The sequence below is a fragment of the Chitinimonas sp. genome, from assembly GCF_041904975.1.
Lineage (GTDB): Bacteria > Pseudomonadota > Gammaproteobacteria > Burkholderiales > Chitinimonadaceae > Chitinimonas.
On the sequence record NZ_JAYRLZ010000127.1, the window covers coordinates 1 to 11,880 of the forward strand.

Genomic DNA, 11,880 nt, shown 5'->3' on the forward strand with positions numbered 1-11,880 from the left:
ATGATCGACAGAATCGCCATGCCATAACGTATTTGCTGGCGGTAGCTGCGTAGCGTCATGCCATAGCTGTTGCGAAAGCGTCGCTCGAACTGGCGGGCGCCCAAGCCGTATTCATCGCCCAACGCTGTCACCGACCGGTCGGCCCACTGGTAGGGCAGGTGCAGGGTGCTGCTGCGACCATCATAGGCCGCCAGTTTGGCCAGCAGGAAATGCTGGACGGCCGCGACCTGCTGCTCGATATCAGCGGCGTTGTCGATGCGGTCGAGCAGCTCGTCCACCTGCGGCCGGGGGAGCCAGTCGTACAGATCAACCTCGAGGTCAACGAATTCGTCCAGTGGTCGGCCGAACAAGCGCGGAAACTGGCCGGCGCGGAAGGTGACCGACAGAAAGCGAGTCGGCACATCGGTGGTGCCGGCGCGTGCCGAATGGGCGGGGCCGCACAAGGCTATGCGCGGCAAATAACCGCCGTGGGCCAGTCGCACTCGGCCTTCCAGCAGTAGCAGCAGCATCGGCTGAGCGCTGGCCGGCACGGTATAGCTACAGGCCGGCAGCTGCTTGACCAGCAGATGCATCAACACCCCGGCCAGCGCTGGGTGTGGCGTAAAGATGCGATGGAGCGCAGAAGACATGACGCGATTGTAAGTTGTAGAAGTTCGGACTTGATCTGACAGTCGCCCGTTTTAACGGTGCCTGATTGTCAGATCAAATCAGATTGTCGATTTTCTCCTTCCAGATGGCTTTCCCTGCCATCAAGGTCTGCAGTGGCGTGCGACCGCAGCACATTTTTCCCTGATGGGTGCGTTCGCTGTTGTAGTGCTCTACGAGCGATTCATTGCGGCGCCCGATGCTTGGGTACTTCCGTGAGAGCTAGTCCGCAAGGGTAAAGCTTAACGGTACATCGACGGCTACGTCGCTGCTCTGGCCATCACAGCGCAGCTTCTTCAAGGCGGCCAATACGGTGGATTGCATGGCGCGGCCGGCAAAGGCATTACTGGTCTGGCGCATCACCGGATTCTTGATCTCGCCGCCCGGGCCGACCGTAATGGTCATGGCCATATCAAAGCGGCTGATGCCGCGGCTATTGAAGTCCTCGCGATCAGCAATAACCGGAAAGCGATCTGCCAGCAGCGCCTGGATTTCCGGATAGTTACGGCAAACAACGCGGGCCTCGCGGCGCTCATCCTTCTTGACGTCTTCCTTGCCTGGGCCTCCATCCTGGATGACGGGACTGCTTGGCGCGGGTTTGTCGGTGGGAGGGCCATAGTCCACCGGCTTGTTGGCGGGTGGCGTAAAGTCATCAGGGATCTTCACTTCAACCGGTGGCAGGTAGGTCTTGTCCAGAGTCTTGGTGGGCAAATCAAACGGCTTGGGCGGCGGCGGTGGTGGGGTGATTTCCGGCGCAAGCTCTTCGATGATGATGGGCTTGATGATGGCTGGCAGGCTGCCATGGTAAGCCAAGCCCTGGATCATGGCGGCGACCACCACGATATGCAGGGCGGCTACCGCGCCGATGCCGCTCATATTGCGCAAAGGGGATTTGCCTTGTGGCGAGAAGTCCATGCTTGTCTCCTGAAGTGGGTTCCGGGGTGATGCTGATCGAGCTGGCTGGCAGTGGCATTGCTGCGATTGCCCTTGCTTGCAGTCGGTTGAACGGAAGGACTTCAGGATTCGGGTTTGAACAAGGTGAAATTCTTTTCGCAGCCGATTTCTCTGGCGCGGCGGCTGGTGGCTATACCCGCCGCATGATCACCAAGTCATGGTGGTTGCCGATGCAGCCCGGCACGATGCGCAGCAGCTCCAAGCCCAAGGCCGGCCAGCTTTGCTGGATATGCGCGTGGCTGTACACCACATTCTGGTAGTAGTCCGGCTCATCGATGACCTCGTCCAGGTCCGGGTTGCGGCTGAGCTGGGCAAAGGCTTGGCCGGCAAGGCTCTGGTAGTGCGCTTCGCTGAGGCGGGCGCGGCTCAGGGCCAGATCGGCGGCGATGGTGACGATGATCAGGCCACCGGGCCGACACAGGCGGCGCCATTCGCCAAGCCAGGCCACGGCGTCATGCTCACCCAGATGCAGCAATACATTGATGGCCAGCACCGCGCCAAATGATTGCTCCGCCATCGCGAGCGGCGGGCGCAGGCTGCCGGGGTGGCAATCAACGCCAGGCAAGGCGCTGCTGCACCAGGCCAGGCAGTCGGGGTCGATATCGACGGCGCTGACATTCAGGCCATCCACGGTTTGCAGATAGCGACTCAGGCGCCCCGGCCCGCAGCCGAAGTCCAGCACGCTGCCGCAGGCGGCAAGGCCATGGCCGGCCGTCGCTACCAGCTCGCGCTCAAGGCTGCGAAACAGGCTGTAGCCCTCGACAAAATACTGGTCGATGGCATTGCCGGTATGGCTGCGCTGCACCAGCTTCAGCGGCGGCGCGGCGGTTTCGCCGCGCAAATCCTCGGGTAGCACCTGCAGATCGTGCAGTGGCTCGATCACGGTGCCGCTGTGGCGATCGACGTATTGCAGCAGCAAGGGCGCGTTTGCTTGCGTGTCGATCGGGTGGCTGAACCTAAAGCCGGCGCGGCCGGCATTGGGGTAGAACCAGTAGAAGTCGCCAACATCGGGCCGCGCCACACCGCGTTCCAGCGCGACGACATCGATGCCATTCACCCGGAAGCCAACGCGCTCCACTTCCCCGGCCGGCGCAATCGCCCAGCCGGATACCGTCAGCTGTCCATCGCCCAAGGCAATGGCGTCGATGCACCACGGCGGCTGCCCGGCAATGGCGCGCATGGCGTCGCGATAAGCGATGGTGGTGCCGGCAGGCAGGGCATTGGCGGCTTGCCGGCGTGCCAGCACAGCGAAATTAGGCCCATAGGGGTGATCGGTGTGTTCAAAGGCGATGTCGATCTGGTTAAAGCCATATTGGCGCAGGCAGGCCAGGATATCGTCGCGCCGCATCCAGCGCGCATGGTTATCGACCCCGCCCCGGTATTTGCCACCGGGCAGATAGCGTTCGTAGTCAATCTCGAACAAGGTGCAACGCAGGCCGGTGCCGGGGCCCGGGTCTACCGGCCGGAACATGTCGGCAGTCATATACGGGCTGTTCAGTTGCTCGCTGTAGTAATGGGTCCACAGGAACAGGGTGTCGCTGTGCGCGGCCATCAGCTCGATACAGGCCAGTGGGTCGCGCTGGTGATACAGCACGCCGCTGGCCACGATCAGATCAAAGCGCTGCGGCTGGGCGGCCAGATAAGCCATGAAGTCGCCGTACTGGAATGACACCCGGTCGAGCTGGCATAGCTCCTTCACTAGCAGGCATTTCAGGTAGGACAGGGTGCAGGCATCCATTGCCAGCACCGATGTGGCCCCCGCTGCCTGCAACATATGGCTGTGTCCGCCTTCCAGCGGGCCCAGCTCGAAAACCTTCCAGCCTTCGATACTGCCCAGCTGTGCAATCAGCCAGTGGATGCGCGGGTCGTCAAACAGGGGGGCGCTGCCAGCGTCCAGGCCCAGCTCGGCCGGCAAGGCGGATGACCAGGCGCCTTTGAAGATATCGACCGCTGCCTGTTGATCAAAGCGCCCCTTGGCATAGCTATCCCAGGGGGCGGGGGGTGCTGCACTGGCTGCGGGTGCCGGCTGCGGTGCTGGTAGCGGGCTGATGGCGCGCTGCAGGCGCCGGCGGATGCGGCCGAGAAAAGGGCGGATCATAGTACGGCCTCGAATTGCTGCAGGGCCTGCACGATTTGCCTGCGTTCGGCGTCGCCAATCCACCAGCCACACGGAATGCTGATCTGCTCGGCATCAAACCGGGCGACACCGCTCAAGGCTGATTCATCAGCATTGATGCCGAAGGCGCGATAGCGATCATTGCGCACATGCACGCGCGAGCAGGCGATGCCGGCGTCTCGCATATGTTCGAAAAATGCCTGCCGCTGCTTTACTCGCACCGTATACAACCAATGCGCACTGCTTCGATCCGGGCTGCGCAGCAAGGGGCGGATATGGCGAAAGCCGTGCAAGGCCGCATCGAAGTGGGCGGCATTGGCCTGATGCCGGGCCAGATTGGCATCGAGGTAGTTGAGCTGCTCCAGCCCGATGGTGGCGGCCACATCGTTCATATGAAATTTGTAGCCGGCTTCGTCAAGATCCTGATCCCAGCGGCATTCATCATTGGCCATATAGTGGCGGTCCAGCCCGAACCAGCGCAGGCGGCGCGCGCGCGCGTCCATCTCGCGCGATTTGCACACCAGGGCGCCGCCATCGACAGTGGTCAACAGCTTGATCGCCTGGAACGAGAAGCAGACAAAATCGCCATGCGCGCCAATGCGCAGGCCTTGGTAGCGTGAGCCGAGCGCATGGGCCGCATCTTCGATCAGGGCGATGCCGCGCGTGTGGGCAATCGCCGCCAGCTCGGCCAGATCGCAAGGATAGCCACCCCAGTGCACGGCAATGATCGCCTTGGTGCGCTCGCTGCATTTGGCGGCAACGTCGGCGGCCGAGATATTGCCGGTCCAGGGGTCGATATCGGCCCACACCATGCGGCCCCCCAAGGCTACGACTGGCGTGTGGGTGGCGACACAGGTCTGCGGGCTGGAAATCACCTCATCACCGGGGCCGACGCCCGCCAGGTGCAAGGCCAGATGCAGGGCCGAGGTGCCGCTATTGACGGTGACCACATCCGGCACTGCCAGCCAGTCGGCGAGTGCTCGCTCGAATTGAGCCACCCGCGGGCCCTCGCCGATATAGCCGCTGAACAGGGTTTGCTGCAGGGCGGGCATTACTGAGTCGGGCATGAAAACTTTGAACAGCGGTATGGTCGTGTCGGGCATTGCGCGATACTGCCTGTCGGGTTGAAGTAGGGGAGCTTGCAAGCTTTGCAGCTTGCCAAACCGGGCGCCGCCAGGCTGTGAGCTGCCTCACAATTGCTGCAGATTCAGCGTATTAGCGCTTGCTGGCAGGTCGAGCGGCTGTTAGCGTTGCTGCCTTTTTGCACGAACCCACGCTATGAATTCAAGCAAGCCGGTCGAGAACGAGGCGGCTGCTGCGCAGTTGGCGCTGCAGCGCCGCCTCGACAATACCGAATACCTGGTGGTGCTGCTTCGCAAGGACAAGCAGCGATTAAACCAGCAGATTGCCGATACCGAGCAGCATGTACGCAATCTGGAGGCGGTGATCACCGCGCAGCAGCGTGCTTACCAGACCTTGCTCGAATCGCATTCCTGGCGCATCACCGCGCCGCTGCGCCTGATCAGCCGCTGTCTCGCCGCCTGGCGGCAGCAGGGCTGGGCCGGGGTGTGCGCCGAGTTTCAGCGGCCGGCTCCTTCACCGCAAGCCCTGGCGCGTCTGCCCGAGCAGGGCGAGGCCGGCAGCGAGTACCAAGCCTGGATCGAACGCTTCGAGCGGCCCGATGCCGCCAAGCTCGCCGCCATTGCCACGGATATCGCCGCCATGGCGTCGCCGCCGCTGATTTCGGTGCTGATGCCGGTATACAACGCTCCCGTACATTGGCTGCGCCGCGCCATCGAATCGGTGCGCGAGCAGTACTACCCGCATTGGCAGCTGTGCATCGCCGACGATTGCTCGACCGACCCGCAGCTGCGCGCCTTGCTGAGCGACTATGCCGCCAGCGATAGCCGCATTCGCTTGGGCTGGCGCGAACAGAACGGCCATATCGCCGCCGCCACCAATAGCGCACTGGCGCTGGCCAGCGGCGAATTCGTCTGTCTGCTCGACCATGACGACGAGCTGGCACCGCATGCGCTGTATCTGCTGGCGCAGGCGATTCGGCAACATCCGGACGCCGAGCTGTTTTACAGCGACGAGGACAAGATTGATGAAGCCGGGGTGCGCAGCAACCCTTACTTCAAGCCAGACTGGAACCCCGATCTATTCCTTTGCTACAACCTGTTCAACCATCTGGGTGCCTTCAAGACCAGCCTGATCCGCGAGCTGGGCGGCATGCGCACCGGTTACGAGGGCAGCGAGGATTACGATCTGGTGCTGCGCGCAGTGGCGAAGGTCGGTCACGCCAAGGTCCGACATATTCCGCATGTGCTGTACCACTGGCGCACCATTGCCGGCAGCACCGCCATCGATCACAGCGAAAAGCCCTATACCGTGCCATCGGCGCTGGCGGCAGTGCGCGATCATCTGGCGGCAATCGGCATTGCGGCCAACGTCAGCGAATCGGCGCCGGGCGCGGGTTCCTTGCGGGTGCGCTATGCCTTGCCGGCCGCGCCACCCAAGGTCAGCGTCATCATTCCCACCCGCGATGGCTATGCCTTGCTGCGCCAGTGCCTGGACAGCGTCTACAGCAAAACCCGCTACCCGAACTTTGATGTGACGGTGGTGGACAACGGCAGCGAAGACCCGCAGCTGCTGGTCTATCTGCAAGCAATGAGCCTGAGCCACGGCTTGCGGGTAGTGCGCGACGACGGCCCATTCAACTATTCGGCCATCAATAACCGCGCCGCGCGCCAGGTTGATGGCGAATTGCTGTGCCTGATGAATAACGATATCGAAGTGATCAGCCCCGACTGGCTGGACGAGATGGTGAGCCAGGCGCTGCGGCCCGAGATCGGCATGGTGGGCTGCCGGCTCTGGTATCCGGACGACACTTTGCAGCACGCCGGGGTGATACTTGGCATTGGCGGCGTGGCCGGCCATGCGCACCATCGCCTGACCCGCGAGCAGGGCGGCTACTTCAATCGCGCGCGCCTGGTGCAGAACTACTCGGCCATCACCGCCGCCTGCGCTGTGGTGCGCCGCGAGGTGTTCTGGCAGGTCGGCGGCTTCAACGAGGTCGATCTGGCGGTGGCGTTCAACGATACCGATCTGTGCCTGCGCGTCGGGGAGGCGGGCTACCGCAATCTGTGGACGCCCTATGCCGAGCTCTACCACCATGAATCGGCCACCCGTGGCCTGGAAGACAGCCCCGCCAAGCTCGCCCGCTTTGCCGGCGAAATGGCCCATATGCAGCGCCGCTACGGCGACTTCCTGCTCCACGACCCGGCCTACAACCCGAATCTGGCGCTGGAGCGGCAGGACTACACCCTGGCCTACCCGCCGCGCTGCAACTGGGGGCCAGGCAGCCATGACGCGGGGCGCTGACTTGAAGCATGTCGCGCAAACATAGAAGACAGTGCGGGCATTGGTAGCTAACCCTCAATACAGGCGCACGCGTGCCAGCGCGCAACACGAGCTGTTGCTGCCAGCGCGCGCATCTGGTTGTGTTGTGTAGTCCCCAGGCGCAAGTTCTAGGCACGCCGTCTCCTGCGTTTGCCCTTGTGCCAATTGCTTGACTGGCCTCACTACTGGATCCGGTCATTCATCGCGTTCGATCGTGGGTGACAGCCTTCTTGCCGTGGCTGGTCTATTCACCGGTTTAGCCGCATGTGTTCACAAAACACAATGGGCGTGCAGGTTAACTGCTGAGCGCCTACTCCGCAGAGGGATAGAAAAGACTGAATACAATGTGTCGTGTCGGCGATTATGTGTGCTGCGCGCCTTATATCTGCTGACGCCAAGTGTTCAGGAATCTATTGTCGCCTGTCTGGTAGGAGTGATACTGACGCCCCTCACGATTCCTTGGCGTTATGTAGTCAAAAAGTACTTGCATTCGCCGGGGCTGCGCGGGCGGTAGAGGCAGGCCCCCCCCTCTAGGTAATACGCCTAAAATGGCCCTCGTTGGGTAAGCTGCCATTATGTTTCCACTGTCGTCAGTCGAGCCAAGTCAAAACACCGCGTCCTCATTCAATGTGCTGGCCTTGTTTGGTCGGCGCAGGGTAGCGACTGTCGCATCTATCTGTACCGCATTAAGTCTGTTATTCAGCATCGGCTGGGAGTCGCCTTGGACTGGGCTGGCATTGCGGGTGTTCGGATGTGGTTTTGCGGCCCTGCTGGCATTTGGCCTGTTCGAACAGTGGCCACGTCGCATGCCCGGCTGGTTGGCGCGCTGGGTGATTCAAGTCCTGGCAGTCGGTGTCGCGGTGCCGATCGCGGCTTTTGCTATTTATCACCTGAGCACACCTGTTGGTGCGCCGGTGTTCTGGGCAGAACCGAAACGTTTGAACGGCTTCATGACAGTGACCTTCTCAGGCATGTTGTTGGCCCCTTGGGTGGCATTGACCGCCTTGCTGCGCCAGCGCGAGGCCAAGGTGAAGGAGCAGGCGACTAGCTTTGCGCTGGAGCGCAGCGAAATGGCGCGGCAGGCGCTGGATGCGCGCATGCGGCTGCTTACCGCCCAAGCGCAGCCGCACTTTCTGTTCAATACCCTGGCCAATGTGCAAGCCCTGGTCGAGGTGGGTTCACCGCGTGCGCCACGGCTATTGGAAAGCCTGACGGCCTATCTGCGCGCGGCGGTGCCGCGCATCGATGGCTCGGCCAGTACGCTCGGCCAGGAGCTGGAACTGGTGCGCGCTTATCTGGAATTGATGCAGATGCGCATGCCCGATCGCCTGTCCTTTGCGCTGCATAGTGCCGACGGCATGGCGCTGTTGCCCTGTCCGCCGATGACGCTGCTGACGCTGGTGGAGAATGCCGTCCAGCATGGTATCGACCCGAGCGAAGAAGGCGGGCGGATCGATGTTCGTGCCGAGTTGCTAGCGGGCAAGGCCGGTCGCTGCCGCTTGACGGTCAGCGATACCGGCGTCGGCCTGCAGAGCACCGGTCGCGGCCTCGGGACTGGCCTCGCCGCTCTGCGCGAACGCCTGCTGTGGGCCTATGGCGGCAGCGCTACGTTGGAGCTGATCGAGGTGGAACCGCATGGTGTGCAAGCCGTGATTGAATTCGATAGCGAGCCAAAATGACCCTGACCGCCCTGATCGCCGATGATGAGCCGCTGCTGCGCGAGATTCTGGAAGCCCGCCTGGCTGTAGCCTGGCCTGAACTGCGCATTGTGGCGCAGGCGCGCAATGGGCGGGAGGCGCTGGCCATGTTCGAGGAGCACCAGCCGACGGTGTGTTTTCTCGATGTGCATATGCCGGGGCTCAGTGGCATCGAGGTGGCGCGGCAGATCGGCAAGCGTGCGCATCTGGTGTTTGTCACGGCGTTTGATCAGTACGCGCTCGAAGCTTTCGAGCATGGTGTGCTCGACTATCTGGTCAAGCCGGTCAGCGCTGCACGCCTTGGCGAAACGGTGTCGCGTTTGCAGGCACGCCTGCAAACGGCGCAGCCGGCGGTACACAGCGAGGCCGTGCTGGTGCAACTGGCGCAGCGGCTCAAACTGGACCAGCCCGAGCCGCTGCGTTGGGTGCGGGCCACGGTGGGCCCATCCTTACGCATGATTCCGGTCGACGATATTGATTATCTGAAGAGCGATAGCAAATACACCCTGGTCGCTTATCGCGACGAAGGCCAGCCCGCCGAAGCCTTGATACGCACGCCGCTCAAGGATTTGATCGCCCAGCTCGATGCCCGGCAATTTGCCCAGGTGCACCGCTCGGTGGTGGTGAATTTACGGGCCATTCGCCGCGTTACCCGGGGTGAGAACGAAACCGCCAATATCGAACTGAAGGGCCGTAGCGAGCGGCTGCCGGTGAGTCGCAGTTTTTTGGGGCTGTTCAAGGAAATGTAGGCGCATTGGCACTGCGATGGTTGGCTGCTCGAGGGCATCAGCTAATATCTGGCTCGAACTATTGACCCTAGCAGGGACATGATGAGTCACGCTCCGGATATTACTCAGCTGTTGCTGAAAGCCCGGCACGGCGATGCCGCGGCAGCAGATTTCCTCTACAAAGCGCTCTATGCAGAGCTAACGAGGTTATCGAGCCAGCATTTGCATCGTGCGGGAACTACCTCGCTAGATCCCTGCCGCGTGGTACACGAAACCTACCTGCGCCTGCAGCCCAGCGACGATAAAGACTTTGTGAATCGGAAGACCTTCTTTGCGTATGCATCTCAGGTAATGCGTAGCGTCGTGATTGACTACTTTCGCGAGCGACAGGCGGATAAGCGCGGAGGAGGAGCGTTACCCATTACGCTTGATACGCAAATGCTGAATCAGTCAGGCAAAGTGCACGATTTTCTGAGACTGAATGACGCATTGATCGAATTGGAAGCTGCTTCTCCTCGTTGTTTGCAAGTGGTGGAAATGCGTTACTTTGGCGGTTTAACGGAAGAGGAAATCGCCCAGTTATTGGATGTTTCCGTGCCGACGGTTAAGCGTGATTGGCGCAAGGCCCGAGCATTTCTGTTCGATCAATTGAGTAACTAAGCTCATGCCTACAGAAAACCAGCAAGATGGCGTTTCGCGACTAGCCCTGTTTGAAAGCTGGCTGGCGCTAGACGAAGTGGAACGTACTGCGATGCTGGCACGCCTTGCCCGCGACGACCCGAGTGCTTTTGATGGTCTGCAGGCATTGATTCGCGCTGACGAAGCCGTAGACGCCAATGGTTTTCTGGCAAGGCCTGTACTGCACGATACTGGCTTGTTTGGCGCTGGTGAAAAGATTGGCCCAGCGCCGGCGCTTGAAGGGTTGACCATAGGTCGTTGGCGTTTGGCCCGTATGCTGGGCGCCGGTGGGATGGGCCAGGTGTGGATGGCACAGCGTAGTGATGGCATGTTCAATGACCAAGTTGCCATCAAGATGCTGCATGATCATTCGATCAATGCGGCGGCAAATGAGCGATTTGCGCGAGAGGGTCAAATTCTCGGTGAATTAACGCACCCCAATATTGTACGACTATTGGATGCGGGTTTTACGGATCGCGGGCAGCGCTATCTGGTCCTGGAATATATCGACGGGCTGCGTATTGATGAATACTGCGATGTGCATTGCTTGGATATTCGGTCGCGTATTGGATTGATTCGCGATGTCTGTGTTGCAGTGGCTTTTGCGCATGCTAACTTGGTCGTGCATCGCGATATAAAACCATCGAATGTATTAATCCAGCCTGATAAGACGGTCAAGTTATTGGATTTTGGCGTCGCCAAGCTACTCGATAGAGCAAAGCAGCAGCTCGATGTTACCCAGCTCGCGGGCGTAGCGCTGACTCCGGAATATGCGGCACCTGAGCAGATCGAGACGGGCCCGATTACTACCCAGACCGATGTCTATGCCTTGGGCGTATTACTGTATCACCTGCTCGCGGGCTGTCGGCCCTATGGTGCGGTCGAAAGTGGCCTGCCGCAATTGATGCAGGCCATTCTGAACGACGAGCCGGCGCGCATGTCGGCGCGTCTGGCGAGCTTGCCTGTGGACGAGCAGACGCAGGTGAGCCGACGCCGGTCTATCTCGATCAGTGGATTGCAGCGCAAGCTGCGAGGCGATCTGGACAACATCGTATCCAAGGCCATCAGAAAGCGGCCCGCGGATCGATACGAGTCCGTCAGAGCGTTGGCCGAAGACTTGGAGCGCTACTTGGCGTATCAACCGGTACACGCTCGCGGCGAGAGTGCGATCTACCGCCTGGGGAAGTTCTTGCGCCGCCACCGTTTGGGCGTGGCCGTGGCGGGCGTGGTGCTGGCATTCGCTATCGGTAGCACGGTAACCATCGTGCTTCAGGCCCGTCATGCCTTAGGCTTGGCTGCTATTGCACAGATGCAGCGAAACCGTGCTGAGCTAGCGGCAAAAGAGGCGCAGGCTTTTGCAGCACAGGCGCGTTTGCAGACTGAGGCGGCAGAGCGCTATCGACGATCTGCCCAAGTGGAAGCGGCGCGCTCCAAGCATGAAGCACAGCATGCCTTGCAAAGTCTTGCACTCGCCAACAAAGAGGCGGCAAAGGCGACGGCAGTAAAGGAATACCTGGTAGAGGTGTTCCGGACGAATTCACGCTACCAGCCAGATCCCGAGAAGGCTCGGCAAACTACCGTTCGAGCCTTGCTTGATATTGGTGCCGAGCGCTTGCGTAACCGCTTGCAGGATCAACCCGCTGTGAGAGCGGAGCTGGCA

9 protein-coding genes and 1 pseudogene are annotated in these 11,880 nt (G+C 61.1%); 5 read left to right on the forward strand and 5 right to left on the reverse strand.

Annotated features, from left to right (window positions below; genetic code table 11):
- The 5 genes and pseudogenes from ACE3OH_RS12705 to ACE3OH_RS12725 form a co-directional block, all read right to left on the reverse strand.
- Positions 1-629 (reverse strand): hypothetical protein (locus tag ACE3OH_RS12705; protein ID WP_374353128.1); only part of this gene is annotated, 629 nt, incomplete at its 3' end.
- A gap of 73 nt (positions 630-702) precedes the next feature.
- Positions 703-816, reverse strand: a pseudogene (locus ACE3OH_RS12710) (IS481 family transposase); the annotation flags it as partial.
- A 51-nt stretch (positions 817-867) separates the two neighbouring features.
- Positions 868-1,560, reverse strand: coding sequence for a hypothetical protein (locus ACE3OH_RS12715; protein WP_374353131.1), 693 nt, complete (start codon positions 1,558-1,560; stop codon positions 868-870).
- A gap of 169 nt (positions 1,561-1,729) precedes the next feature.
- Complete coding sequence (locus tag ACE3OH_RS12720; protein WP_374353134.1) at positions 1,730-3,697, reverse strand: class I SAM-dependent methyltransferase; 1,968 nt, start codon at positions 3,695-3,697, stop codon at positions 1,730-1,732.
- Positions 3,694-4,782 (reverse strand): DegT/DnrJ/EryC1/StrS family aminotransferase, encoded by a 1,089-nt coding sequence (locus ACE3OH_RS12725; RefSeq protein WP_374353137.1) that lies wholly within the window; start codon positions 4,780-4,782, stop codon positions 3,694-3,696. The genes ACE3OH_RS12720 and ACE3OH_RS12725 overlap by 4 nt, the downstream gene beginning before the upstream one ends.
- A 211-nt stretch (positions 4,783-4,993) precedes the next feature.
- Between ACE3OH_RS12725 and ACE3OH_RS12730 the strand changes: the two genes are divergently transcribed.
- The 5 genes from ACE3OH_RS12730 to ACE3OH_RS12750 form a co-directional block, all read left to right on the forward strand.
- Positions 4,994-7,099 carry a glycosyltransferase gene (locus ACE3OH_RS12730; protein WP_374353140.1) on the forward strand — a complete coding sequence of 702 codons (2,106 nt, stop codon included), beginning with the start codon at positions 4,994-4,996 and terminating at the stop codon, positions 7,097-7,099.
- Between the two features lie 968 nt (positions 7,100-8,067).
- On the forward strand, positions 8,068-8,796 hold the full coding sequence (locus ACE3OH_RS12735) for a sensor histidine kinase (RefSeq protein WP_374353143.1): 729 nt from the start codon (positions 8,068-8,070) through the stop codon (positions 8,794-8,796).
- Complete coding sequence (locus ACE3OH_RS12740; protein ID WP_374353146.1) at positions 8,793-9,563, forward strand: LytR/AlgR family response regulator transcription factor; 771 nt, start codon at positions 8,793-8,795, stop codon at positions 9,561-9,563. The genes ACE3OH_RS12735 and ACE3OH_RS12740 overlap by 4 nt, the downstream gene beginning before the upstream one ends.
- A gap of 78 nt (positions 9,564-9,641) precedes the next feature.
- Positions 9,642-10,202, forward strand: a complete 561-nt coding sequence (locus ACE3OH_RS12745; RefSeq protein ID WP_374353149.1) for an ECF-type sigma factor — start codon at positions 9,642-9,644, stop codon at positions 10,200-10,202.
- Between the two features lie 4 nt (positions 10,203-10,206).
- Positions 10,207-11,880 (forward strand): serine/threonine protein kinase (locus ACE3OH_RS12750; protein WP_374353152.1); only part of this gene is annotated, 1,674 nt, incomplete at its 3' end.

Bases quoted from the DNA above. Each gene is read 5' to 3' on its own strand.
- ACE3OH_RS12730 (WP_374353140.1), top strand. From the start codon at position 4,994: ATGAATTCAAGCAAGCCGGTCGAGAACGAGGCGGCTGCTGCGCAGTTG.
- ACE3OH_RS12745 (WP_374353149.1), top strand. From the start codon at position 9,642: ATGATGAGTCACGCTCCGGATATTACTCAGCTGTTGCTGAAAGCCCGG.
- ACE3OH_RS12735 (WP_374353143.1), top strand. From the start codon at position 8,068: ATGACAGTGACCTTCTCAGGCATGTTGTTGGCCCCTTGGGTGGCATTG.
- ACE3OH_RS12740 (WP_374353146.1), top strand. From the start codon at position 8,793: ATGACCCTGACCGCCCTGATCGCCGATGATGAGCCGCTGCTGCGCGAG.
- ACE3OH_RS12725 (WP_374353137.1), bottom strand. From the start codon at position 4,782: ATGCCCGACTCAGTAATGCCCGCCCTGCAGCAAACCCTGTTCAGCGGC.
- ACE3OH_RS12720 (WP_374353134.1), bottom strand. From the start codon at position 3,697: ATGATCCGCCCTTTTCTCGGCCGCATCCGCCGGCGCCTGCAGCGCGCC.
- ACE3OH_RS12715 (WP_374353131.1), bottom strand. From the start codon at position 1,560: ATGGACTTCTCGCCACAAGGCAAATCCCCTTTGCGCAATATGAGCGGC.